The sequence below is a fragment of the Bacillus sp. MBGLi79 genome, from assembly GCF_002953915.1.
The window spans coordinates 1,793,350-1,819,109 of the sequence record NZ_CP026521.1; the positions used below are offsets into that span (position 1 = coordinate 1,793,350).

26 protein-coding genes are annotated in these 25,760 nt (G+C 43.0%); 19 read left to right on the plus strand and 7 right to left on the minus strand.

Features of this window, described 5'->3' with window-relative positions:
* Positions 1-163 precede the first annotated feature (163 nt).
* The 4 genes from C1T29_RS09140 to C1T29_RS09155 are packed head-to-tail and all read left to right on the plus strand — an operon-like array spanning position 164 to position 3,174.
* Complete coding sequence (locus C1T29_RS09140; protein WP_103748807.1) at positions 164-2,104, plus strand: hypothetical protein; 1,941 nt, start codon at positions 164-166, stop codon at positions 2,102-2,104.
* A complete protein-coding gene (locus C1T29_RS09145; RefSeq protein ID WP_040083248.1) occupies positions 2,094-2,363 on the plus strand; it encodes a hypothetical protein in 270 nt (89 codons plus the stop codon). Before C1T29_RS09140 ends, C1T29_RS09145 begins: the two co-directional genes overlap by 11 nt.
* Positions 2,363-2,884, plus strand: a complete 522-nt coding sequence (gene ylaC, locus C1T29_RS09150) for an RNA polymerase sigma factor YlaC (RefSeq protein ID WP_071580734.1) — start codon at positions 2,363-2,365, stop codon at positions 2,882-2,884. Before C1T29_RS09145 ends, ylaC begins: the two co-directional genes overlap by 1 nt.
* A complete protein-coding gene (locus C1T29_RS09155; protein ID WP_103748806.1) occupies positions 2,881-3,174 on the plus strand; it encodes an anti-sigma factor family protein in 294 nt (97 codons plus the stop codon). The genes ylaC and C1T29_RS09155 overlap by 4 nt, the downstream gene beginning before the upstream one ends.
* 38 nt (positions 3,175-3,212) lie before the next feature.
* Here the strand turns inward: C1T29_RS09155 and C1T29_RS09160 are convergent, their stop codons facing one another.
* Positions 3,213-3,824, minus strand: coding sequence for a hypothetical protein (locus C1T29_RS09160; protein ID WP_014663847.1), 612 nt, complete (start codon positions 3,822-3,824; stop codon positions 3,213-3,215).
* A 272-nt stretch (positions 3,825-4,096) separates the two neighbouring features.
* Complete coding sequence (locus C1T29_RS09165; protein ID WP_040083245.1) at positions 4,097-4,285, minus strand: YlaF family protein; 189 nt, start codon at positions 4,283-4,285, stop codon at positions 4,097-4,099.
* A 112-nt stretch (positions 4,286-4,397) separates the two neighbouring features.
* Here C1T29_RS09165 and typA point away from each other — a divergent pair, with 112 nt between their 5' ends.
* Complete coding sequence (typA, locus tag C1T29_RS09170) at positions 4,398-6,236, plus strand: translational GTPase TypA (RefSeq protein WP_095431384.1); 1,839 nt, start codon at positions 4,398-4,400, stop codon at positions 6,234-6,236.
* 56 nt (positions 6,237-6,292) lie between these two features.
* Complete coding sequence (locus C1T29_RS09175) at positions 6,293-6,610, plus strand: YlaH-like family protein (protein WP_003232274.1); 318 nt, start codon at positions 6,293-6,295, stop codon at positions 6,608-6,610.
* Positions 6,611-6,663: 53 nt separating this feature from the next.
* Here the strand turns inward: C1T29_RS09175 and C1T29_RS09180 are convergent, their stop codons facing one another.
* Entirely contained in the window at positions 6,664-6,873 is a 210-nt protein-coding gene (locus tag C1T29_RS09180) for a YlaI family protein (RefSeq protein ID WP_003232271.1), read from the minus strand.
* 82 nt (positions 6,874-6,955) lie between these two features.
* On the minus strand, positions 6,956-7,585 hold the full coding sequence (locus C1T29_RS09185; protein ID WP_014663849.1) for a YhcN/YlaJ family sporulation lipoprotein: 630 nt from the start codon (positions 7,583-7,585) through the stop codon (positions 6,956-6,958).
* Between the two features lie 153 nt (positions 7,586-7,738).
* On the opposite strand from C1T29_RS09185, the gene C1T29_RS09190 reads away from it, so the two are divergent.
* On the plus strand, positions 7,739-9,067 hold the full coding sequence (locus C1T29_RS09190) for a PhoH family protein (RefSeq protein WP_014663850.1): 1,329 nt from the start codon (positions 7,739-7,741) through the stop codon (positions 9,065-9,067).
* A 2-nt stretch (positions 9,068-9,069) separates the two neighbouring features.
* Here the strand turns inward: C1T29_RS09190 and C1T29_RS09195 are convergent, their stop codons facing one another.
* The gene (locus tag C1T29_RS09195) at positions 9,070-9,552 is read right to left on the minus strand and encodes a hypothetical protein (RefSeq protein ID WP_103748805.1); all 483 of its coding nucleotides are present in this window, start codon (positions 9,550-9,552) and stop codon (positions 9,070-9,072) included.
* Between the two features lie 102 nt (positions 9,553-9,654).
* Between C1T29_RS09195 and glsA the strand changes: the two genes are divergently transcribed.
* The 4 genes from glsA to pyc all read left to right on the plus strand — a co-directional run bounded on the left by glsA (position 9,655) and on the right by pyc (position 15,895).
* Positions 9,655-10,584, plus strand: a complete 930-nt coding sequence (glsA, locus tag C1T29_RS09200; protein WP_014663852.1) for a glutaminase A — start codon at positions 9,655-9,657, stop codon at positions 10,582-10,584.
* A 97-nt stretch (positions 10,585-10,681) separates the two neighbouring features.
* The gene (locus tag C1T29_RS09205; RefSeq protein ID WP_014663853.1) at positions 10,682-10,963 is read left to right on the plus strand and encodes an Fpa/YlaN family protein; all 282 of its coding nucleotides are present in this window, start codon (positions 10,682-10,684) and stop codon (positions 10,961-10,963) included.
* Between the two features lie 199 nt (positions 10,964-11,162).
* On the plus strand, positions 11,163-12,374 hold the full coding sequence (gene ftsW / locus C1T29_RS09210) for a cell division protein FtsW (RefSeq protein WP_014663854.1): 1,212 nt from the start codon (positions 11,163-11,165) through the stop codon (positions 12,372-12,374).
* Positions 12,375-12,448: 74 nt separating this feature from the next.
* Entirely contained in the window at positions 12,449-15,895 is a 3,447-nt protein-coding gene (gene pyc, locus C1T29_RS09215) for a pyruvate carboxylase (protein WP_103748804.1), read from the plus strand.
* A gap of 325 nt (positions 15,896-16,220) precedes the next feature.
* On the opposite strand, the gene ctaA is transcribed toward pyc, so the two are convergent.
* Entirely contained in the window at positions 16,221-17,141 is a 921-nt protein-coding gene (gene ctaA / locus C1T29_RS09220) for a heme A synthase CtaA (protein WP_103748803.1), read from the minus strand.
* A gap of 354 nt (positions 17,142-17,495) precedes the next feature.
* Here ctaA and cyoE point away from each other — a divergent pair, with 354 nt between their 5' ends.
* The 6 genes from cyoE (at position 17,496) to ctaG (ending at position 23,501) form a co-directional block, all read left to right on the plus strand.
* Positions 17,496-18,413, plus strand: a complete 918-nt coding sequence (gene cyoE, locus C1T29_RS09225; protein WP_003232250.1) for a heme o synthase — start codon at positions 17,496-17,498, stop codon at positions 18,411-18,413.
* Between the two features lie 238 nt (positions 18,414-18,651).
* Positions 18,652-19,722, plus strand: coding sequence for a cytochrome c oxidase subunit II (gene coxB, locus C1T29_RS09230; RefSeq protein ID WP_014663859.1), 1,071 nt, complete (start codon positions 18,652-18,654; stop codon positions 19,720-19,722).
* Between the two features lie 32 nt (positions 19,723-19,754).
* Positions 19,755-21,623, plus strand: coding sequence for a cytochrome c oxidase subunit I (gene ctaD / locus C1T29_RS09235; protein ID WP_014663860.1), 1,869 nt, complete (start codon positions 19,755-19,757; stop codon positions 21,621-21,623).
* Positions 21,623-22,246, plus strand: a complete 624-nt coding sequence (gene ctaE, locus C1T29_RS09240) for a cytochrome c oxidase subunit III (protein ID WP_014663861.1) — start codon at positions 21,623-21,625, stop codon at positions 22,244-22,246. Before ctaD ends, ctaE begins: the two co-directional genes overlap by 1 nt.
* Positions 22,247-22,248: 2 nt before the next feature.
* Positions 22,249-22,581, plus strand: coding sequence for a cytochrome c oxidase subunit IVB (gene ctaF / locus C1T29_RS09245; RefSeq protein WP_014663862.1), 333 nt, complete (start codon positions 22,249-22,251; stop codon positions 22,579-22,581).
* A 26-nt stretch (positions 22,582-22,607) separates the two neighbouring features.
* Entirely contained in the window at positions 22,608-23,501 is an 894-nt protein-coding gene (gene ctaG, locus C1T29_RS09250; RefSeq protein ID WP_095431250.1) for a cytochrome c oxidase assembly factor CtaG, read from the plus strand.
* Positions 23,502-23,532: 31 nt separating this feature from the next.
* Here ctaG and C1T29_RS09255 read toward each other — a convergent pair whose 3' ends face one another.
* Entirely contained in the window at positions 23,533-23,895 is a 363-nt protein-coding gene (locus C1T29_RS09255) for a YugN family protein (protein WP_095431251.1), read from the minus strand.
* Between the two features lie 139 nt (positions 23,896-24,034).
* Here C1T29_RS09255 and C1T29_RS09260 point away from each other — a divergent pair, with 139 nt between their 5' ends.
* Positions 24,035-24,481: a CBS domain-containing protein gene (locus tag C1T29_RS09260; protein WP_003221362.1), complete on the plus strand. Its 447-nt coding sequence runs from the start codon at positions 24,035-24,037 to the stop codon at positions 24,479-24,481.
* 84 nt (positions 24,482-24,565) lie between these two features.
* Positions 24,566-25,606, plus strand: a complete 1,041-nt coding sequence (locus C1T29_RS09265) for a CAP domain-containing protein (RefSeq protein WP_095431252.1) — start codon at positions 24,566-24,568, stop codon at positions 25,604-25,606.
* Positions 25,607-25,760 lie beyond the last annotated feature (154 nt).

The following is a 25,760-nucleotide window of genomic DNA, read 5'->3' on the forward strand; positions in this document are numbered from 1 at the left end:
TTTTGTTGAATAATATCAAGATGAGTCAAGTGTCATGTGATGGTTCATTCAAGAGTTATGTTTTTTACATATCAAGGGGAAGATGAGATATTTTTGTTTTTTATTGAAACTTTTTGAAAAGTCCGCTGTCTAACCGAATGAGGCCTTAATAAGAAGTAAAGGATTGTTGTTTGTGTTGGAGTTATTCAGTCATTATGTATTGCATTTCGAACGTTATTTTATATTAAGCAGACAAAGCACGCTGCTGATTCAATGGTCAATTGTTGTTCTGGCGGGCATATATCTTTTGGTGCATCATCCCAAAATAAACCGGCAGCGCACAATGTTCTTGGCGGGTGTTATATTGCGGATTGTGCTGCTGGCAGGGGTGTCTGTTGAACTTATTCACCAGGTGCAATCAACAAACTTCACGAGCGTGTACTTAAGAGAGGACGGAAATGAACTGCTGCCGCTGCTGCATTTTTTGTTATACGGTTATGTGCTGCTAACGGCTTTTCACTACATGTTGATGCTTCGTGATCATGGCGGAAAGGGTATGTTTTATACGTTCGACCTGGCCGTTGTCAGTTTGCCGATCGTACAAATGATTTTTAGTTTCTTTTCGTATTGGAAGGAATACCCGGTTGGGATGGAGCCGATTGCATTCGTGTTTCTGTTCTTCATCATCACTCTTCCCATTGTGTTGAATGTAGTGTTTTTCAAGCTGTATTGGAGAACGAATAAGATCTTACTAGGTTTATTTTATACGTTGATTATCGGACTGCTTGTCTTGCTACTTGCGCCATATCCCAATCAAATCTCAAAAGATTATGGTGCAGTAATGCCATATACGATTTATTTGACAATGGCGGGATTTTTGATGAGCTATCATCTGTTCCAAAAGTCAGGAAAGGTTTATGTGCGTGTGAATAAGTGGCTGCCGATGGCTGTCATGGTGTTTTTTGTCCTTCTCTTAAATCCGATATATAACATAGCAACGGCTGCTTTCTCTGTATCAAAACCGATAAATGTCCATGATTCATTCAATTTTGTCGGGGAGCACATTTCATCAGAAAAAGCGGAACAGATACTAAAGTCATTTTTTCCTACGGATGAAACACTTTATTTACACGATACGAACATGGATGTGCATTATTTCTACTCATTTGAAAGCAAGAGTTATAAAGCTGAGGTAGATGAAGTATCGCAGCTGATCCGTAATTATGAATACTTACAAAAAGCGCATGGGAAAAAGCTAACGAATCAGGAGTACAAGCGGAAGTCCATCGCTTTCCTTGAGCGACACGGACGTATGTTACATAAGGATCATATCGAAACAAACGTATCTAATGAGGACGGCCAGACAGTCGTACGTATATACCTGAAAAACCGACTTCATAAAAAAGATCATGCTGATGATGGCGCGGTATTTTATTGGGAAAAGGAAACCTTAATGGGTTTTAGTGAAGATCCTTCGATTTATCAGCTTGACTCTCTTTTGCATGTTCATATAACAGAACAAGACATTCACGACAAAGTGGAACAAATGTTTACAGCGCTGAACATATCAAAACAGCCTTATCAGATCACTGGTATTGAAAGCGACAGCCTGCTCGGAAGCATGGTGCGTGTTGAAACAAAAGAGGGAGTTATATTGGAATTTGATGGAGAATCCGGTAGTTTACACAGTCTCTCGATTCCAATGAAAAAGGAAATTTCACTGACTAACAGCCGGCTGCAGCAGCAGGTATTAACGGTCTTCGATGCTGATGTATCAGAAATGAAGAAAAAAAGCAGGAAGAGTGACTTGGTAATGTATACTGATTCTTCTAAAACATATGAGTTTTTTGAAGATCAAGGTCAGCTAAATGTTTATGTATACAGCGATACACCTGATCAGGCATTCCCATATACGTATCGTGATGGAACATTGGCTTACGAAAAAGTAGCTTCTGCATATCAGGATGTCATTTACAAAAAGCGTATGCGTCCGATTATCGTTCAAAGAGGGGATGAACGACATTATGCATGGCTGATCATTATTCAGCCGTTTGGTTCAAATCGCCATGATGCCTATGTAGTGGATGGAGAAACACAAGAGGTGAAAAGTCTTTATGAATCATAAAGAAAAAGAGTCCGTTTTTTTAGACTTATACGACTTGTATAAAGAAGGAGAGTTAGAGGATGAATCAATGGAATGGATGAAACAGCATGAGTCCCTATTTGAAAAGAATGCGGAGGATTTAAAGAGTAGAACTTGTTTAAAGAGAAGCCCTGGTGCTGAGGAAGAAAGCCAAATGAGATATATGAAAGTATACCTGTCTTCCATGTATATCTGTTTCATTTTATTGGCCATTTGGATGACGGTGTGGTTTTACTTTTAATGAAGCATAGGGATTCCATTGAGGACTTGTATCGGCAGTATTATCAAGAAATTTTAAATTATTTATTCAGAAGGACTCATCACCTTGAAACAGCCAAGGACTTAGCGCAAGACACGTTTGTGAAAGCTCTTAACGGCCTGGCCTCGTTTAGGGGGCATTCTTCCATCAGAACATGGCTCTACACCATTGCCCATCACACCTTTATCAATTGGTACCGCAGGGATGTCAAATACCAATTTACTGATATCAGCAAAAATGAAGGGTTAACGCAAACAACTTATGAGCAGCCTGAACAGTATCTGTCACGGACGGTAAAAAGCGAAACGCTGCGGCAGGAGCTCCTGAAGTTAAAAGATCAGCATCAATCCGTTTTGATTTTAAGAGAATTCCAAGAGCTTACTTATGAAGAAATCGCTGAGATATTAGGATGGAGTCTTTCTAAGGTGAAAACCACATTGCACCGGGCTAGATTAGAGCTGAAGAAAAACATGACGAAAAGGAAAGAGGAGGAGCGGATATGACGTGCTATTTAGTAAGGGACCTGCTTCCTCTGTATCTTGAGGGTGATTGTAAAAGAGAAACGGAACACATCATAGAAGAGCATTTAAAAATATGCAGCAACTGCAAAGACATGTATGACACGATGGCTGAGCCATTTGAATTGGAAAGTGAGCAGGCTGTTGAGGAGGCTTTTCTGCCGGAAGAAGAAATGCGTTTTAAACAGAGGTACTATGGTTTACTGATCATAAAAGCTGCCTGCTGGTTTGGAGCGGCATTTGCCGTGATGCTGATCATCAAACTGCTAATATAAAGCAAAGCGCTTGTCCGTCTGACAAGCGCTTTTTTAGATTAAGCCTGGGGATGAATCATATCGTAGATAGCGGCAAGCTGTTCTTGTGACAGGGCACTGAAGAGTTTTTCATAAACGTCAGCTTGCATTGGCGTTGCGCCTGCTTGTACCGCTGCATCTTTATCATAGCTGTATACATCATCTTGCAGCACAATGGCTGCTTGAAGAATGTGAATCTTTAAGGAAACAGCGGAGAAAAATTGTTCAAGTGCAAGTGCTTCTTTTTCTGTGAAGCCAAGTTCAACTGCTTTTTCTGTATCAAATTTATAATCTCCATCCTCGAGATACACACATTGTGAAACAATGCTGAAAAATTCTGATGTCGATTCCCACAATTTTGCGATGACTTGAGCCTCTTCTTTTGTCATTCCTAACTCGACAGCTTTTTCGCTGTCGAAATAATATACACCGTCTTGTTCGTATATACACTGATTTAGAATATCAATAAATGCATTGATATCTTCGTTTGTGACTGTCTGATGCTGAACATAAACATCAGTGTGATCAGCCGGTGTTTTTGCGCTGGCTGCATCAGGGCCGAACGTTAATAGAGCAGCTGAGGTCATTGCGGCAGTCGTTAGCATCGCTTTTTTTACAAATGTGTTCTTCATGTTTCTTCTCTCCCTTTTATGGATTGTGCTACAAATTCCATTATAGGGAGTGATTACCGATAGAGAAATAGGCGCTATGGTATTTTATGTGTATCGTTGTCGAACTACTTTTTGAAGGCTGCGTGTGTGATCGTTAGAACGATTGTCTATGTATGAAGGATGATTTGCATCTTCCTAACTAAGAAACAGGGGAGATAAGGCTTAAAGAAATGAAAAACACCGCTTTCTTTGCGGTGTTTTTTGATTACAATGTCGCCGGCGGGGCAATGCTTTTAATCAAGCAAACCCTGTTCGCGCATTTTCTTTTTCAATGTAAATCCGCCGCCCATAACGGCGCAAACAAGTACAATGCTGGCGATAATGCCAATAGCGCTTTTTTCAGCGATAAAGACGCCGATCAGCATAATGCTGAAAACCGCTGCAAATGCAAATAATAGTAAAAGCCAATTCGTTTTTTTCATATTTTCCATCCCCTTTTACGTCTTATATTAAGTTTACTGAAAAACGTGACGCTTTTAAAGAGGATGTGTGGTATAATATGAAAGTTATCTAATTTTTTTAGGAGATGAAAAAGTGAAACTTCGAAATGATCTTCGCAACATCGCGATTATTGCCCACGTTGACCATGGGAAAACGACTTTAGTCGATCAGCTTTTACATCAGGCTGGAACGTTCCGTGCCAACGAACAGGTTGCTGAACGCGCAATGGACTCTAATGATCTTGAACGCGAACGCGGCATTACAATTTTGGCGAAAAATACTGCGATTAACTATAAAGATACACGTATCAATATTTTGGACACCCCTGGACACGCAGACTTTGGGGGAGAAGTAGAACGGATTATGAAAATGGTTGACGGCGTAGTGCTTGTCGTTGACGCATATGAAGGCTGTATGCCTCAAACTCGGTTCGTTCTGAAAAAAGCTCTTGAGCAAAACCTGAACCCGGTTGTTGTTGTAAACAAAATTGACCGTGACTTTGCCCGTCCTGAGGAAGTAATCGATGAAGTTCTTGATCTGTTCATTGAGCTTGATGCCAATGAAGAGCAGCTCGAGTTCCCAGTAGTATATGCTTCCGCGATTAATGGAACAGCGAGTCTTGATCCGAAACAACAGGATGAAAACATGGAAGCTTTATATGAAACAATTATTAAGCATGTTCCGGCACCTGTTGATAATGCAGAGGAGCCGCTTCAATTCCAAGTTGCTCTTCTTGACTACAACGACTATGTAGGCCGTATCGGAATCGGACGCGTATTCCGCGGCACGATGAAAGTCGGACAGCAGGTTTCTCTTATGAAGCTTGACGGAACGGCTAAGTCATTCCGTGTAACAAAGATTTTTGGTTTCCAAGGCTTAAAGCGTGTGGAAATTGAAGAAGCAAAAGCGGGAGACCTCGTTGCGGTATCCGGGATGGAAGATATCAACGTTGGTGAAACGGTATGCCCTGTAGACCATCAAGATCCGCTCCCGGTGCTTCGCATTGATGAGCCGACACTTCAAATGACATTTGTCGTGAATAACAGTCCGTTTGCAGGCCGTGAAGGCAAATATGTAACGGCTCGTAAAATCGAAGAGCGTCTTGAATCACAGCTTCAGACGGATGTGAGCTTGCGTGTAGAGCCAACAGCTTCTCCTGATGCTTGGGTTGTCTCCGGACGCGGTGAGCTGCACTTGTCAATTTTAATTGAAAATATGCGCCGTGAGGGTTATGAGCTTCAAGTGTCAAAACCTGAAGTTATCATCAAAGAAATTGACGGCGTACGCTGTGAGCCTGTTGAGCGTGTGCAAATTGATGTGCCTGAAGAGCATACTGGCTCTGTCATGGAATCAATGGGAGCACGCAAAGGCGAAATGGTGGATATGATCAACAATGGAAACGGCCAAGTCCGTCTTATCTTTACAGTTCCTTCCCGCGGATTGATCGGTTACTCTACTGAGTTCCTATCATTAACACGCGGATTCGGTATTCTGAACCATACGTTTGACAGCTACCAGCCGATGCAGGCGGGCCAAGTCGGCGGACGCCGTCAAGGTGTGCTTGTATCAATGGAAAACGGAAAAGCGACATCTTATGGTATTCAAGGAATTGAAGACCGCGGTGTTATCTTCGTTGAGCCGGGAACTGAAGTATACGAAGGAATGATCGTTGGAGAGCATAACCGTGACAATGACCTTGTTGTTAACGTCAGCAAAATGAAACAGCAAACAAACGTCCGCTCTGCGACAAAGGATCAGACAACTACAATTAAAAAAGCGCGCATCATGTCTCTTGAGGAGTCTCTAGAGTACTTAAACGAAGATGAATATTGTGAAGTAACACCTGAATCCATCCGTTTAAGAAAGAAAATCCTCAATAAGAACGAACGTGAAAAAGCGGCTAAAAAGAAAAAAACAGCAGGATTGTCTTAAGCTCGTGCAGAATTTGAAAAGATAGAACCCGTACGTTTACAGGGGAGGGAATCTTTTTGAATGACGTAAGCGAACGCCTGTCGTTCTTCGCCGCTCTATATCAAGTAGACCGGCAGCCTGCGGCAGGCATGTGGCTGCTGTACGGCACGATTTTTGTGTTGGCCGTTATTGTATTTAAGCTTGGATTTGCTAAACGGCTTCCTGTGTTAAAATCAGCGGTGGTGTATGTATTTCTTGCTTTAGGCTGCACTGTTTTGACTTTTTTAGGAGTGTTTTTGCCCGTGGCAGAAGGATTGGTTGTCGCTGCGCTGATTTTAATCATTTACAAAATTCGGCTGTATCAGTCGAAAAAGGGACAGTCTGCAAAATCATAAAAGACTCAGCTTTCAGCTGAGTCTTTTTTTGTTCTGTATGTTAAGCGGCCGCTTTATTTTTTGACTTTTTCTTTTTTCTGCTGTCCCGGGTGAAACGTAAATTTTCCCGTTTTCAGCCGTTCTTCTGTTTTTTTGGCAATCCGATCGTGGCATTCCTGGCACATATATGTATGGATCGGGCGGTTTCGAAGCCGTTTCGCGATCAGGGTATCATCATCAATTGTTTCAATTTTATCGCAAATAGAACATTTGACCCTCATCATATCACCTCTTTCACTAACATGTATTATAGCACGGATCAGAAGCTGTCCAAAATAAGAAAAAGCTAAAGCGCAAGGCTATAGCTTAATCATTGTTGTTCTTTTTCATATGATGATCTGATTGATCGTTTTGTTCCTTCTCCATTTCCTGCTGCTGTTTTCTATTTAATTGATCATTTTGCTGCTTTGTTTGCGGCTCGTCTTCATTGTCAATCACATCGTTAGGCACTTCGGGAAGCACTCTGCCGACAATCGCAGCTAATTCATCCAGTATGCCTGTTACCGGATGGCCCTCACTGATTTCTCTGCTCATTTCACGCAGGCGGCTGACCGTATCGGGATCTGCAATAACAACTGCGTTGGCGCCATATCGATCATTTTTTAGAGCCTGTGCTACAGAGTATTTGATGGTTTCCACTTTGCTTCTGTCCAAAGTGTCATCGACATCAATCCCAACAACAGCATAACCTCCCAGCACAACAGCTGTTGCATCCTTGACGTCGGGGTTTCTATCAGCAACGCTGACCAGATGCTTGGCTATATCCGCTCTAGTTCCATTGTCTTTTGTTTCCTGAGTTGTGTCCTTTACATGAATCGGTTTAGTCTCCTGCTGTCTTGTTGATTCCTTTTCAACATTCTGGTCCTGTTTACCTTGTTGATAGGCACAAGCGGACAGGATAAGCGTCAGCTGTATGATAATGAAAAGAATTCGCACTTGCGGGTCCCTCCTTGAAATGCTTTCATTAATTTTATTGTTGAATTAACCTTCTATCTTTATGCACAAAAACATATATTTTAGCAGGCATTCACCTTTTTCATCAAAAGAGAAGCAGGAAGAACTTTGACCCTTATATCAGGAGGCTGAGACTTGAGTAAAATTTATGTGTTAGATACGAATGTGTTATTACAGGATCCTAACGCGATATTTTCTTTTGAAGAAAACGAGGTTGTCATCCCTGCTGTCGTATTAGAAGAGGTTGATTCAAAAAAACGGTATATGGACGAAGTTGGGAGGAATGCGAGGCATGTATCTAAGCTGATCGATGCGCTAAGGCAAAAAGGCAGGCTGCATGAGCATGTGCCGCTTGACACTGGTGGCACACTGAGAATTGAACTGAATCATCGTTCGTTTCACCAGCTGCAAGAGATCTTTATTGAAAAGACGAACGATAATCGCATATTAGCTGTTGCGAAAAATCTAAGCCTAGAGGAAGAAACAAAGGAAAATGGCAGGCCGGTTATCCTCGTCAGCAAGGATGTACTTGTTAGGGTTAAAGCGGACGCAATTGGACTTCTTGCCGAAGATTTCTTAAATGACAGGGTTGTGGACAATGATGAAATGTACAGCGGCTATAAAGATATATATATCAGCCAGCAGCTGTTCAGCTCTTTTTACGGGAAAAACCAAATTTCTGTAAACGATGTGAAGCAGCATGCGTTTTATCCGAATCAATTTGCTTTAATGAAGGATGAGCTGGGAGGGTCCTCCTCGGCTGTCGGGATTGCAGATAAAACCGGAACGGTATTAAAAAGACTCGTATTTGATGATGAACATATATGGGGGATCAGGCCGAAAAATGTACAGCAGACAATGGCGTTAGAGCTTTTGCTGCGGGAAGATATTCCGCTGGTTACCCTGATCGGAAAAGCGGGGACCGGAAAGACGCTCTTAGCCTTGGCGGCAGGGCTATTACAGACAGAAGACTTGGGGATATATAAAAAGCTGGTCGTCGCAAGGCCAATTGTACCTGTTGGCAAAGACATCGGGTATTTGCCAGGCGAAAAAGAGGAAAAGCTAAAGCCTTGGATGCAGCCAATTTTTGACAACTTGGAGTTTCTGTTCAATGCGAAAAAACCAGGGGAGCTTGAGGCTATTTTGGCGGGAATTGGCTCAATTCAGGTAGAGGCGCTGACTTATATCAGAGGGAGAAGCATTCCAGATCAATTTATTATCATTGATGAAGCGCAAAATTTGACCAGGCATGAGGTAAAAACATTGCTAACGAGGGTCGGTGAGGGCAGTAAAATAGTCTTAATGGGCGATCCTGAACAAATTGATCACCCATATTTAGACAGTCTGAACAATGGTTTGGCCTATGTGGTCGAGCGGTTTAAAGGACAACCCATCTCAGGCAGCGTGAAGCTGTTAAAAGGTGAGAGATCAGGTCTCGCCCAGCTTGCCGCTGACTTGCTGTAACATTAAATGATTTCGATTTCTTTTAAATCGGTAATCGGCTGTTTATGATGAACCGGATTTTCAAAGTAAATATGCACGGGGCCGCCTTCTTGAATCGGCTTACCTGCCTCACTGAAATGGACAATACTGTTCAAAGCGGTTTCCAGAGAAACGGCGGCCTTTCCTGAACTTGTGACAAATACACATTGTGTCGCAGAGCTGTTCGGCTCGGCATTTTTCAGCACAGTCCCAAGTCTCATTGCAAAACTGCCGTTCATCAGTTTTTGCTTCTCGTATTGTTTTTCTGTCTTTAAAGTCGGCGGCGCAATCCGGCCCTCTCTGATGACGCGCTCTGAATCAAGCTCGGATTCATCCCCGGTAGATTGTAATGTGTCTTGACTGCCCCCTTTGCGGTCAAACGAAAATTTGCGATCATCAAAAATCCAGACGCTTGGATCAATGGTAATCGGATATGTAACATTGCCTTTTACTTGGATAACGCTCATAATATGACCCCCTTCTCTCAAAATTATAAAAGTTTTCGCATGAATTGTCACTTTGTGTACAAATTATGTATATTGAAATGCTGAGGGAACGAGGGTGTTTGCATGGTATGCCGGCATAATGATGAGCTTGAAGCCTTAGTGAAAAAGGCGAAAAAAGTAACGGACAAGGGGGAGGTAGCCAGTTATATTCCTGCCTTGGCAAAAGCTGATAAACACGATCTGTCAGTGGCGATTTATTATTCCAATAATGTTTGCCTGTCAGCAGGTGACGTAGAAAAAACATTTACGCTTCAAAGTATATCGAAAGTCCTTGCACTTGCTTTGGTATTAATGGAATACGGCAAAGATAAGGTCTTCAGTTATGTTGGACAGGAGCCGACCGGTGATCCGTTTAATTCAATTATCAAGCTGGAAACAGTAAATCCGAGCAAGCCGTTAAACCCTATGATTAATGCCGGGGCATTGGTAGTGACAAGTTTGATTAGAGGAAGAACGGTGAAAGAGAGACTTGATTATTTGCTATCTTTTATTAGAAGGCTGACAAACAACCAAGAGATTACATACTGCCGGGAAGTGGCTGAATCCGAATACAGCACTTCAATGATTAATCGGGCAATGTGTTATTATATGAAGCAGTACGGCATTTTTGAGGATGATGTAGAAGCAGTAATGGATTTATACACGAAGCAATGCGCGATTGAGATGAGCAGCTTGGATTTAGCGAAAATCGGATCTGTATTTGCATTGAATGGCAGAAATCCTGAGACTGGGGAGCAGGTCATCTCAAAAGATGTCGCAAGAATTTGCAAAACATTTATGGTGACGTGCGGAATGTACAATGCAAGCGGGGAATTCGCAATTAAGGTCGGAATCCCTGCGAAAAGCGGCGTATCCGGCGGGATTATGGGCATTTCACCTTATGATTTCGGGATCGGTATTTTCGGTCCGGCATTGGACGAAAAAGGCAACAGCATTGCAGGTGTAAAGCTTTTGGAAATCATGTCTGAGATGTACAGGCTGAGTATTTTTTAATTTATGTCATCTGCTTAAATCCTCTTGCATTTTCTGCTGATACCCTTTATGATAAATAGAAGAATTAGGTACTCGCCTGGGGAACGGAGGGATACTTTTGGCTTCAGAGATGATAGTTGACCATCGGCAAAAAGCTTTTGAACTCTTAAAAGTTGACGCTGAGAAGATTTTGAAGCTGATCCGAGTACAAATGGATAACTTAACGATGCCTCAATGTCCTCTATATGAAGAGGTCTTAGATACTCAAATGTTCGGGCTTTCGAGGGAAATCGATTTTGCTGTCCGCCTGGGATTGGTTGATGAAAAAGACGGTAAAGACCTTTTATACACATTGGAACGTGAATTGTCTGCATTGCATGACGCGTTTACAAGTAAATAAATGATAAAACTCAAACTTATTAACAGTTTGGGTTTTTTTATAACCGCTATTTTTCTCTCTTAAAGACGGTCTTTTTTTACACATTCCTTCCGAATCGTATAGAGATTCTTCGTCTCGTTTGATAAATTGTAGTAAAATAAAAAAGATAAATACATAAAAACCATAGTTAATGGAAGTTAGAAGCAGGGAAGAGGATGTTATGTTAAAAAAAATGCTAAAATCTTATGATTACTCACTGATATTCGCAATTGTTTTACTGTGCGGATTCGGTTTAGTGATGGTATACAGCTCAAGCATGATTACGGCTGTCTCCCGGTATGGAGTAAGCAGTAATTTTTTCTTCATGCGGCAGCTGTTTGCTTTAATTGCGGGTGGCGCTCTATTTATTCTCATGGCGTTGTTTCCTTATAAAGCACTGGCCCATCAAAAGTTTCAGAAGGGGATACTGCTTGTATCTGTTCTTGCGCTTATCTCACTGTTTGTTTTCGGGCATGTTGCCGGAAACGCGCAGAGCTGGTTTAAAATTGGCGGAATGAGTATCCAGCCGGGGGAATTTGTGAAACTGGTCGTGATTTTATATCTTGCAGCCGTATATGCAAAAAAACAAAGTTATATCGACCATCTGTTAACGGGAGTAGCCCCTCCGGTAGTCATGACGCTTGTGATTTGCGGGTTAATTGCCATGCAGCCAGATTTCGGTACAGCCATGATTATCGGGCTGATTGCGACGTGCATGATCTTGTGCTCCGGCTTCAGCGGAAAGACACTGATGAGGCTTGTCATACTGGGCGGAATTGTTTTGATTTTAGTCAGCCCGATTATCTATTTGAATCAGGATAAAATTTTAACTGAAGGCCGTTTAGCGCGTTTTGAGAGTCTTGAAGACCCATTTAAGTATGCAAATTCATCAGGTTTGCAAGTGATCAATTCTTATTATGCGATCGGCTCAGGCGGCATTTTCGGTCTGGGGCTCGGTGAAAGTATCCAAAAATACGGATATCTGCCTGAATCACACACTGACTTTATTATGGCTGTCATTGCTGAAGAGCTCGGCATTTTTGGGGTATTGTTTGTGATTTTCTTATTGGGTTTTGTCGTCATAAAAGGTTTTTATATTGCCAGAAAATGCGAGGACCCGTTTGGAAGTCTTCTAGCGATCGGCATTTCAAGCATGATTGCCATCCAGTCGTTTATTAACCTTGGCGGTGTCAGCGGATTAATTCCGATTACAGGGGTTACCCTGCCATTTATCAGTTACGGGGGCTCTTCTTTGGTGCTGCTGCTGGGGAGTATGGGGATATTAGCGAATATCAGCATGTTTGTAAAATATTCAGAGAATAAGAAAAAGAGAGAACCCTTGGCGACGAAGGGACTGAAAAAGAAACAGCTTAAAAAAACTGTTTATCAGTAAAAAACAAGTGTGTACAGGGGAAGGATATTCCGCTATGATAGATTATATTCCATTCGGGTAAGGGGGAAAAAAGTTTGTCTCAGCAATCGATACAAAAAGTATTAGTAGCAAACAGGGGAGAAATTGCAATCCGAATATTCCGGGCGTGTACCGAGTTGAATATTCGTACAGTTGCGGTCTATTCAAAAGAAGATTCCGGTTCCTACCATCGGTACAAAGCGGATGAAGCATACTTAGTCGGTGAAGGGAAAAAACCGATTGATGCTTACCTGGATATTGAAGGGATCATTGATATTGCGAAAAGAAACAAAGTCGATGCAATTCATCCGGGATACGGTTTCTTATCTGAAAATATTCATTTTGCGAGACGATGTGAAGAAGAAGGCATCGTATTCATTGGTCCAAAATCCGAGCATCTCGATATGTTTGGTGACAAGGTAAAAGCGCGTGAGCAGGCAGAAAAAGCCGGAATCCCCGTGATTCCCGGAAGCGACGGTCCTGCAGAAACGCTTGAAGCTGTTGAACAATTTGGACAAGCTAACGGTTATCCGATTATCATTAAAGCCTCGCTTGGCGGCGGCGGCCGCGGTATGCGGATTGTCAGAGCTGAAAGTGAAGTCAAAGAAGCATATGAACGTGCAAAATCAGAGGCGAAAGCAGCCTTTGGCAATGATGAAGTTTATGTAGAAAAATTAATTGAAAATCCGAAACATATTGAAGTTCAGGTGATTGGAGACAAGCAGGGCAATGTCGTCCATCTTTTTGAAAGGGATTGTTCCGTTCAACGACGCCACCAAAAGGTCATTGAAGTGGCGCCAAGTGTATCGCTGTCACCTGAATTAAGGGATCAAATTTGTGAGGCGGCTGTTGCGCTTGCGAAAAATGTAAACTATATAAATGCGGGTACGGTCGAATTCCTTGTTGCAAACAACGAGTTCTACTTTATTGAAGTAAATCCTCGCGTACAAGTTGAACACACGATAACAGAAATGATTACGGGTGTCGATATTGTTCAAACACAGATCCTTGTTGCCCAAGGGCACAGTCTTCACAGCAAAAAAGTAAATATTCCTGAGCAAAAGGACATTTTTACAATCGGCTATGCCATTCAGTCACGGGTTACGACTGAGGATCCGCAAAATGATTTCATGCCTGATACAGGAAAAATCATGGCTTACCGTTCAGGCGGCGGTTTTGGTGTCCGTCTTGATACCGGAAACAGCTTCCAAGGCGCCGTGATCACACCATACTATGATTCACTGCTCGTTAAGCTTTCAACTTGGGCTTTAACGTTTGAACAGGCGGCTGCCAAAATGGTACGAAACCTTCAGGAGTTTAGAATCAGAGGCATAAAAACGAACATTCCGTTCCTTGAGAACGTTGCAAAACATGAGAAGTTCCTGACAGGGCAATATGATACGTCTTTCATTGACACAACGCCTGAATTATTTATTTTTCCTAAACAAAAAGACCGCGGAACGAAAATGCTCACTTACATCGGCAATGTGACAGTGAACGGCTTCCCCGGAATCGGGAAAAAAGAAAAACCGGCGTTTGACAAGCCGTTAACCGTAAAGATAGACGCTGATCAGCAGCCCGCCAGAGGAACAAAGCAAATTCTCGATGAAAAAGGTGCAGAAGGGCTTGCAAATTGGGTTAAGGAGCAGAAATCTGTCCTTTTAACAGATACGACATTCAGGGATGCCCACCAATCGTTATTGGCAACTAGAATCAGATCGCATGATTTGAAAAAAATCGCAAATCCAACGTCTGCATTATGGCCTGAACTGTTCAGTATGGAAATGTGGGGAGGCGCGACCTTCGATGTAGCCTACCGATTCCTAAAAGAGGATCCGTGGAAACGTTTGGAAGACCTTCGTGAAGAAGTGCCGAATACCTTATTCCAGATGCTGCTTCGCTCATCAAATGCGGTTGGCTATACGAATTATCCGGACAATGTGATTAAAGAATTTGTGAAGCAATCAGCTCAATCGGGCATTGATGTGTTCCGTATTTTCGACAGCTTAAACTGGGTAAAAGGAATGACGTTAGCCATTGATGCCGTTCGGGATACCGGCAAAGTGGCAGAAGCGGCGATTTGTTATACGGGAGATATCCTTGACAAGAACCGGACGAAGTACGATCTTGCTTATTATACATCGATGGCGAAGGAGCTTGAGGCGGCCGGTGCCCATATTCTCGGGATTAAAGATATGGCAGGGCTGTTAAAACCGCAGGCTGCATATGAACTCGTTTCTGCGTTGAAAGAAACGATCGACATTCCGGTTCACCTTCATACACATGATACGAGCGGAAACGGTATTTATATGTATGCAAAAGCTGTGGAAGCCGGTGTTGATATCATAGATGTGGCGGTCAGCTCAATGGCGGGATTAACGTCACAGCCTAGCGCGAGCGGATTTTATCATGCGATGGAAGGCAACAACCGCCGTCCGGAAATGAATGTTCAAAACGTTGAATTGCTGTCCCAATATTGGGAGTCAGTGCGTAAATATTATAGTGAATTTGAAAGCGGAATGAAGTCTCCGCATACTGAAATTTATGAGCACGAGATGCCAGGGGGTCAATACAGCAACCTGCAGCAGCAGGCCAAGGGAGTAGGCCTTGGCGACCGCTGGAATGAAGTCAAGGAAATGTACAGACGCGTGAACGATATGTTCGGTGACATCGTCAAGGTAACGCCTTCTTCAAAAGTAGTCGGAGATATGGCACTCTATATGGTGCAAAACAACCTGACTGAAAAAGACGTTTACGAAAAAGGCGAATCATTAGATTTCCCTGATTCTGTTGTGGAGCTTTTCAAAGGGAATATCGGGCAGCCTCATGGCGGATTCCCGGAAAAACTGCAAAAGCTGATCTTAAAAGGGCAGGAGCCGATTACAGTCAGACCGGGCGAACTGCTTGAGCCGGTGTCATTTGAAGCGATCAAACAAGAATTTAAAGAGCAGCATAACTTGGAAATTTCGGATCAGGACGCCGTGGCGTATGCCCTTTATCCTAAAGTTTTCACTGATTATGTGAAAACGACAGAAAGCTACGGAGACATCTCGGTATTAGATACACCGACATTCTTCTACGGCATGACATTAGGTGAAGAGATAGAAGTTGAAATTGAGCGCGGCAAAACGCTGATCGTTAAGCTGATTTCAATCGGCGAGCCTCAGCCTGACGCCACTCGCGTCGTTTATTTCGAACTGAACGGGCAGCCGCGTGAAGTAGTCGTTAAAGATGAAAGCATTAAGTCTTCCGTTCAGGAAAGGCTGAAAGCAGACCGGACAAATCCAAGCCACATCGCAGCTTCCATGCCTGGAACCGTTATTAAGGTATTGACTGAAGCAGGTACAAAAGTCAATAAAGGTGATCATTTGATGATTAATGAAGCGATGAAAATGGAAACAACGGTTCAAGCCCCTTTCTCAGGAACAGTCAAGCAAGTTCATGTGAAAAATGGTGAGCCGATTCAAACGGGAGATCTGCTCCTCGAAATTGAAAAAGCATAAAGAACAAAGAGTGTATATCATTTGATATACACTCTTGTTTTTTATAGAAAATGCGGAGTGAAACTGTTTAGAAGAGATGTAAGCGGCCTTCAAAGATTATACAGTAGTGCTGTCACAAGCCATTTCCTTTTCAAAATCAAACAGGCTTTTATACCGGCGATCTTTTAGATACTTTATTACTATAGGCTCTATCTGATTATCCATGGTCAAAAGGGTTTATTTTCATGAAGTGATACTAATACAAAGGCTGGCCATTGAAACAATAAAGCGCCAAAACAAGACATAAAAAAAGACCAAAGCCGCTTAAGGCTTTGGTCTAGAGTCTTTATGACTGTTTGGATTCGTAACGGAAGCGAGCAATCAATAATAAGAAGTAACATAAAACGCCAAACAGACAGGCAATAAAGAACGAGTGGGCAAGTGCAAAGCCCAGTGCCAGTTCAGTGTATACGATCATAATACCTGACAGTGCTTGTAATGTGATGAACATAAGACACGAGATCCATCCCCAAAAAATCTGTTTTTGATCTTTATAGGAAGTGATAGCATGAACAGCGGCAACAATAATCCATACAAATAATAGTAAGGCTGCTGCTCTGTGGCCCATTTGCACCCATTCATGGAATTGGGTCGGAAGTCCATTGTTCAGCGGGCTGCACAGCGGTACATCAGGACATGCCAGACTTGATTCGGTGTGTCTTACATATGCGCCTGTATACACAACGATATAGGAATATATTAAAATTCCTATCATGTGAAATTGCATCTTTTTGCCGATTTGAAGCGGCTTAACCAGTTTTCTGACTGATTTATCAGCTTCAAATATGAGTAATGTCAAAATAAGCACTGAAGCAAAAGAAATTAATGAGATGCCGAAGTGAAGCGCCATTATCAGCGAGTTCGAACCGAATACGACAGCCAATGCGCCAAGCAATGCCTGTAGAAATAAAAAGATAATAGACATGATCGCGAGAAACGTTGTTTCACGGAAAATCGGCGTGATTTTTCTCCATGACCAAAACGCAAGGCTTAACACAAGGATAATAGAGATCCCGCTTGCAAATCTGTGGCTCCATTCAATAATTGAGGCCGGATTCAGTTCAGGGAAAAAACGGCCGTGACACAGCGGCCACTGTCTGCCGCATCCTTGGCCGGAACCTGTTTTTGTAACGAGAGCACCCCCGATTAAAACAATAAGCATGACAAATGTCGTCAAGACACCGAGAGCTTTTAATGCTTTATTCATACAATATTCACCTTCTCAACATACTGCTGCAATTTTATATACGTTCCAAGTGTAAGCGAATATGTGTTTTGTGGCAATTCCCCGAGCCTTTTGTTCACAAAAATATAATAGAATGACGGCTTCTGGAAAATGTACACTTGATTATTCGTGCCGGGTCTGATAGAAATAAGGTAAACGCAATGCCAATTTGGGGATTGCCTGCATCTTTGGTAAAATTCATAAAAAGTTCACAAATAAATTCCTGTTTGTCGTTTAATATTTAATAGGATGTTTTTTTACAAGATGTTATCTTGTATGATAGAGTTGCAGGTTTTTTTATTCTCCTGCGTTAGGTTTGTAAGGGAGGTTTACGTTATGGCTAACTCCAGAATCTTAAATGATACAGCTATAGACGGACAAATTGAAGAAACAACGGCATGGAAAGATTTTCTGTCCCTTATTAAAATAGGGATCGTCAATTCTAACCTCATTACGACTTTCACTGGAATGTGGCTTGCACTACATATTTCCGGTTTAAGTTTTTTAGGCAATATAAACACCGTTCTTCTTACATTAATCGGTTCATCTCTGATTATTGCGGGTTCTTGCGCGATCAATAACTGGTATGACCGGGATATTGACCATCTTATGGAGCGCACGAAAGTAAGACCTACGGTTACGGGTAAAATTCAGCCGAGTCAAGCGTTATGGTCAGGAATTTTGCTGGTTGCTTTAGGATTGATTATGCTGCTGATGACAACTGTCATGGCTGCTGTCATCGGTTTTATCGGAGTCTTTACGTATGTTGTATTGTACACAATGTGGACGAAACGCCGCTATACGATTAACACTGTAGTGGGAAGCGTTTCAGGTGCAGTGCCGCCGCTTATTGGATGGACGGCAGTGGAAGGGAATATCGGTGTCGTAGCATGGGTGTTATTCATGATTTTATTTATTTGGCAGATTCCTCACTTCTTAGCATTGGCTATTAAGAAAACTGAGGATTACAGAGCTGCAAATATTCCGATGCTTCCTGTCGTATACGGATTTGAAGTGACAAAAAGACAAATTATTGTGTGGGTTGCGTGCCTGATGCCGCTTCCGTTTTTCCTTGGTAGCCTAGGGCTTCCAATTGTCATCCTCGGTTTGCTGTTAAATATCGGCTGGCTGATTCTTGGCTTAATGGGATTCCGCTCCAAGAATATCATGAAGTGGGCAACGCAGATGTTCGTATACTCACTTAACTACATGACTATCTATTTCGTTGCCATGGTTGTCTTAACTCTTTTCTAAAAAATAGATATGCTGCTTGTTTTATCGCTTCAAAATAAACGATGACAACTAGTAAATGCCGCCTTGACCTCTTGTTTAATCAGGCGGCTTTACTTTTATACATAGATGGCATTTTGAGTAAAAAAACTCATAATTTAAGAGAAGAGGAAATGTAAGTGCTTTATTGGTGATAGGCTGGAGGCGATGGTTTTCGATCTGCTTTCCGCCTTTGTATTGACCAGAAAAGGGGTTGGGTGAAATGGTAAAGCATTGGCGTCTTATTTTATTATTAGCCTTAGTGCCGCTTCTATTAAGCGGATGTGGAAAACCTTTTTTATCCACGCTCAAGCCTGCTGGCGAGGTGGCTGATAAACAGTATGACCTGACAGTGCTCAGCACATTGATTATGGTGGTTGTTGTTGCAGTAGTATCTGTTATCTTCTTTTATGTGATTGTGAGATTTAGAAGATCACGGGTTGGTGAGAACACGATACCGAAACAGGTAGAGGGGAATAAATTTTTAGAAATCACATGGACCGTGATCCCGATTTTGCTGCTCATTATTCTTGTGATCCCTGTTGTATTATATACGCTGGAGCTAGCAGACACATCACCAATGGATAAGAAAGGCCGCAAAGCTGAGGATGCTCTTGTAGTCAATGTCCGGGCAAATTTATACTGGTGGGAGTTTGAATACCCTGATTACGGCATCATCACAAGCCAGGAGCTGATTGTGCCGACAGACCAGCGTGTATATTTTAATTTAAAAGCTTCTGATGTGAAACATTCCTTCTGGATTCCTTCAGTTGGAGGAAAACTTGATACGAATACGGATAATGAAAATAAGTTCTTCCTGACATTTGATTCAAAACGAAGCAAAGAGGCAGGAGATATGTTTTTTGGAAAGTGTGCAGAGCTTTGCGGCCCTTCACATGCGCTGATGGATTTTAAAGTGAAGACAATGTCTGCAAAGGAATTTCAGGGCTGGACAAAAGAAATGAAAAACTATAAATCTACAGCAGAGAGCGATTTGGCTAAGCAGGGTGAAGAACTGTTTAAAGAGAAAAACTGCCTGAGCTGCCATGCGGTAGAGCCGAATGATAAGCGTGCAGAAGCCGCTAGAACGGCACCAAACTTGGCGACCTTCGGTGAAAGGACAAAAGTGGCAGGGGTGAAAGAGGCTAACAAAGAAAATGTGAAGGCCTGGCTGAAGGATCCTGACAGCATAAAGCCGGGGAACAAAATGACAGGAACATATCCAAAGCTCTCAGACAGTGAAACAGATGCGCTTTATGAATACTTAAAAGGCTTAAAAGCGGAAAGCAAGTAGGGAAGAAAGGGAGATATTGGGGGAGGTCACATATGTTGAATGCGCTTACAGAAAAGCGGACGCGCGGATCTATGCTTTGGGATTATTTGACGACGGTGGACCATAAAAAAATCGCGATTCTTTATTTAGCGGCAGGAGGATTCTTCTTTCTTGTCGGGGGAATTGAAGCGATGTTTATCAGAATTCAGCTTGCAAAGCCGGAAAATGCGTTTCTCAGTGCTCAAGCGTACAATGAAGTAATGACTATGCACGGAACGACGATGATCTTTCTGGCTGCGATGCCGCTCTTATTTGCATTGATGAATGCGGTTGTGCCATTGCAGATCGGGGCTCGGGACGTTTCGTTTCCATTTTTAAATGCGCTTGGTTTTTGGCTCTTCTTTTTCGGAGGCATTTTCTTAAATCTAAGCTGGTTTTTGGGCGGAGCGCCAGATGCGGGCTGGACGTCATATGCCTCTCTTTCGCTTCATTCAAAAGGGCACGGCATAGACTTTTTCGTCCTCGGACTCCAAATATCGGGGCTCGGGACGCTGATAGCCGGGATTAACTTTTTGGCCACGATTATCAATATGAGGGCTCCGGGCATGACGTACATGAGGCTGCCTTTGTTTACATGGACGACATTCGTGGCCTCGGCATTGATCTTGTTTGCCTTTCCGCCGCTTACGGTCGGATTGGCTCTTATGATGCTGGATCGGCTGTTCGGAACCAATTTCTTTAATCCCGAGCTTGGCGGGAATACGGTCATTTGGGAGCATTTATTTTGGATTTTCGGCCATCCGGAGGTTTATATCCTAATTTTGCCTGCATTCGGTATTTTTTCCGAGGTCATCCCTGTTTTCGCCAGAAAGCGTTTGTTTGGCTATTCTTCAATGGTTTTTGCCATCGTGCTCATTGGCTTTCTGGGCTTTATGGTATGGGTGCACCACATGTTCACAACTGGTCTTGGCCCGATTGCAAATGCGATTTTTGCGGTTGCCACAATGGCTATCGCGATTCCGACCGGGATTAAGATTTTTAACTGGCTGTTGACGATTTGGGGAGGAAATGTGAAGTATACAACCGCAATGCTGTATGCTGTCTCATTTATTCCATCTTTTGTGCTTGGCGGTGTGACGGGAGTCATGCTGGCAGCGGCCGCTGCTGATTATCAGTTCCATGATACGTATTTTGTGGTGGCGCACTTCCACTACGTCATCATTGGCGGCGTGGTATTCGGCCTATTAGCCGGTGTTCATTTCTGGTGGCCGAAAATGTTCGGTAAAATTCTGCATGAGACGATGGGGAAAATTTCATTTGTACTGTTTTTTATCGGCTTTCACCTCACGTTTTTCATTCAGCATTTTGTCGGTTTAATGGGGATGCCGCGCCGGGTTTATACGTTTTTGCCAGGCCAGGGTCTTGAAACCGGCAACTTGATCAGTACAATCGGGGCGTTTTTTATGGCGGCAGCTGTTATTCTTCTGCTGGTCAATGTCATTTGGACATCGGTAAAAGGCGAGTATGTAGGCGATGATCCATGGCATGACGGACGTACGCTTGAATGGGCCGTTTCTTCGCCGCCGCCGGAGTATAACTTTAAACAGCTTCCTTTTGTCAGAGGACTTGATCCGCTTTGGATCGAGAAGCAGGCAGGTCACAAATCAATGACGCCGGCGGAACCGGTTGATGATATTCATATGCCAAACGGCTCAATCCTGCCGCTCATCATTTCCTTCGGCCTTTTTGTCGCAGCGTTCGGGCTGCTGTACAGAAGCGATTACGCTTGGGGCTTGCCGGTGATCTTTATCGGGCTCGGCATCACCTTTATTACGATGCTGCTCCGCTCAGTCATTGATGATCACGGCTATCATATTCATAAAGAGGAACTGCCGAACGATGATAAAGGGGTGAAGGCATAATGCAAATTCAAGAAAAATTCACCGCAGAAACCTTTCCAGCTTCTCCTGAAAAAGTAACACTGGAAGGGAAAAATAAATTTCTAGGCTTTTGGCTTTTTCTTGGCGGAGAGACTGTTCTGTTTGCGTCTCTCTTCGCCACGTTTCTGGCGCTTCGGAATTCAAACGCCAGTGATCCGCCTACAACCGAAATGTTCGACGTAACACTTGTATTCATTGCGACAATGCTGTTATTAACGAGCAGTTTAACGAGTGTGTACGCGATGTACCACATGAAGAACTTTTCCTTCGGCAAGATGCAGCTTTGGCTGGGAATTACGGTTTTATTGGGGGCGGGCTTTTTAGGACTGGAAATCTATGAGTTTAAGCACTACACCCATGAATTTGGCTTTACCATCACAAGCTCTGCGCTCGGTTCTGCGTTTTACACGCTTGTCGGTACACACGGCGCCCACGTGGCGTTTGGGCTGATGTGGATCAGCACGCTGATGATCCGCAATGCCAAGAGAGGGCTGAACCTGTATACGGCGCCTAAGTTTTACGTTGCCAGCCTTTATTGGCACTTTATTGATGTCGTGTGGGTCTTCATCTTTACCGTTGTATATTTAATGGGGATGGTGGGATAAACATGGTCGGTAAAAAAAGCAGAGGGCATATCAACAGCGACCTTGAATTTAAGAAAAAAAAGCACGCCCAGGAGATGAAATATCAGGTTTTGTCTTTTGGTTTAATGATCGGTCTTACGATTGTTGCATTTCTGACTGTGGCAACAGATGGTGTTGCAAGCTGGTTTACGATTCCTTTCATTATTTTGCTTGCTGCAATTCAAGTCATCTTTCAGCTGTATTATTTCATGCATATGAATCAAAAAGGGCATGAGGCGCCGGCATTGTTTTTGTATTCAGGGGTGTTTGTCGCGTTTATCACTGTGCTTGCGTTTGTCACAATTATATGGTGGTAATTTGAACAGCCGCCGGAGGTGAAGAAATGAATCAGTTGGAGATATTTGGGTTTCGCGCCATGTGGAGCCCTTATCTTTTTTGTATCCTGTTAGGCATTACGGCGATTTATCTCTATTTTTACAGGAGAATGTTTTCAAAGCCGAATCGAATAACTGGTAAAGAGATGGCGTGTTTTCTGTCGGCGATGCTGTTTTTATATGCGGCCGAGGGAAGCCCTGTTGATTTGCTCGGACATATTATGTTTAGCGCGCATATGGTACAGATGGCTGTCCTGTATTTGGTTGTACCGCCACTGTTGATCGCTGGAATTCCTGCATGGCTCTGGGAGAAAATCATTTTCAGGCCTGCCATCAAACCGGTTTTTTCCTTTTTCACGAAGCCCTTAATTGCTTTGCTTTTGTTTAACGGCATTTTTTCTTTATATCATGTACCGCTTATATTTGATACTGTCAAAACCGATTCATTTTACCATACATTAATCACTTGGCTTATCTTTGTGCTTGCATTCTTCATGTGGTGGCCGCTTGTTCATAAGGTGGGGCGTCTACGGCAGCTCAGCGGCTTGATGAAGCTGGGGTATATTATGGCGGACGGTATGCTGCTCACACCTGCTTGCGCCTTAATCATGTTCAGCGGTGCGCCGTTATACGCCACCTATACAGATCCGTCTGCATGGGCCGAGGCAATGAGCCTTTGCGTGCCTGCGGATATGATGGGGCAGGTCCCATTAACAGGACCGGAGATGTTGAATACACTGCCTTTGTTAGAGGATCAGCAGCTCGGGGCCGTCATGATGAAAATCATTCAGGAAATTGTGTACGGTACTTTTTTGGCGATTATTTTTTTCCAATGGGTGAAGAAAGAAAGGGAAAAGGACGGGCAGGAGGAGCCGCCGTATATTCAGCAGACGATATCATAAAAGGTACAGCGGAATATGCTGTACCTTTTCGTTACATTTGAACTGTTTTTAACATGTCGGATATGTCCTGAATCAGTGCCTTGCTTTTTGTCACAACCTGTACGGGAAACTCTTCCGTTTCTCCATACTCTACTCCGTGCGGGTAGTAATGCTTGCCTAGGAGAGGGGACATTAATTGAATCACCGCGCGTCCGCTTCCGACATCACCCTCTGCCGCAATTCCTTGTATCCGCAGGTAAAACGTGCCCTCAATCGTCGAAAACTTCTTGTCATAGGTGACTCTCTCGTAATCCCATTGGCCCGCTCTGAGTAGACCTTTGCTTTCCATTAAGTCGTCTAGCAAGCTGAGTTCAGCCTTAACCCCTTCAAGTCCGCTTTCAGTAAACTTCAACACCGACCCCTCCTTATAAAAATTACCTTTCCTGACAATCATAGTATGAAAGCGTTAAACTTTCAATGAATCTTCTTCTTTTGAAAGTATGCAAAAATTAAATTTTGACGACAATAGCACTAGACTAAAGGAGGTTAAACGGATGACAAAAATAAAAGATCTGATGACAGCCGACTTGCAATATTGCACGGTATTAGATAATGTATATGAAGCTGCAGTAAAGATGAAGGACGCGAATGTAGGGGCGATTCCAGTGGTTGATGAGGATGGGGAAACATTGGTCGGCATCGTGACCGACCGTGATCTCGTGTTAAGAGGAATCGCCATCAAAAAACCGAACTCGCAAAAAATCACTGACGCGATGACCGAAAAACCTGTCAGTGTGGAGGAAGATGCTTCAGTTGATGAGGTTCTTCATTTGATGGCATCGCATCAGCTCAGAAGGATACCAGTTACAAAAAATAAAAAACTGACTGGAATTGTCACGCTTGGTGATCTTTCTTTATCTGAGCAAACGAATGAACGTGCCGGCAGCGCCTTATCGGATATTTCCGAAGGTGATAATCGAGAAGAAGGCTTTTTTCATTAACACATAAATCTTTGACATGTTAAATAGGCTGTATTGTAATGGGTTGTAAGGCAAGAGATTGTGAATCGCCACGGGGGTGATAGATTGAAAAATATATTGAGAGCAATGGTTATCCTTTTGATTATTTGCGGAACTTATGTTCTGTTTATTCAATATGGATCTGTTCCTGAAAAGAAATCAAATGACAGCGAGCCTCAGGTGTCAAATGAGGAAGCAGAAAGCGGCAAACGAATACATATGCCGACTTCAGGATTATTGTCCTTCATGGGCAAGTCCGCCGATGAAGTAACGAAAAAGCTTGGGGAACCTGAACGCATTGACCCTTCAGCTTATGATTACGATTGGTGGGTATACAATCAAGGTAAGGACCAATATATCCAAATCGGGGTATTAAACAATAAAGTGGTCACATTATTCGCTGCTGGGAATGACATTAACGCCAAGCCTTTCAAAATTGGCGAATCAACCGGAGATGTGTTCAAGACGACCCAGGTGGCGCCATTTGTGAATGTAGAGTATAAAGGAAATTCCTATCGCTTTGAGTTTTCTGAAGAGGATATCAATACAAGACCGACTGTAAAGGTAGGAAAAATGTATGTCCAGCTGTATATGGACAAATTTGAAGGGAAGCTATCCAGCATCAGGGCGTTTGATGCGCAGACCTTTGTAAAGCAAAGACCTTATGAGGTAGTGTACCGCGGGGAATTAATCAAACCGAAAGCCGTTTCAGATGAGAAGTGGAAAAAGATCCAAACAACGAGCGAAAAGCAAATACTTGATTTGACGAATGTCATACGCGTCAAACATGGACTTGCGAAGCTTGAGTGGGATCAGCCGACGGCGGAAGTCGCCTTTGGGCATAGCGAGGATATGAAGGAAAATAATTATTTCTCACATGTTTCTAAGAAATACGGCTCACTGAAAGACCGCTTAGAAGAAGGGCATGTTGACTTTCAGCAAGCGGGAGAAAATATCGCATACAATTATGTGGACGCTCCGGCCGCTGTAGAAGGCTGGCTGAATAGCGAAGGCCATCGAAAAGCGCTCCTGAATTCAGATTATACGCATCTTGGTGTCGGAGTAGACCGAAAGTATTACACCCAAAATTTTATTAAGCGATGGTAATGAAAGCCGCGGACGAATGGTTCCGGGCTTTTTCTAATTTCACACAAGCTGGTCTGCGCTAAGAGAAGTGTAAACACAGACGGTTCAATATGTTACTTTTCTTGCTGTTGAGGAGCCTTCGCCCTTCTTCTTAAGGCTTTTCACCAGTGTTTAG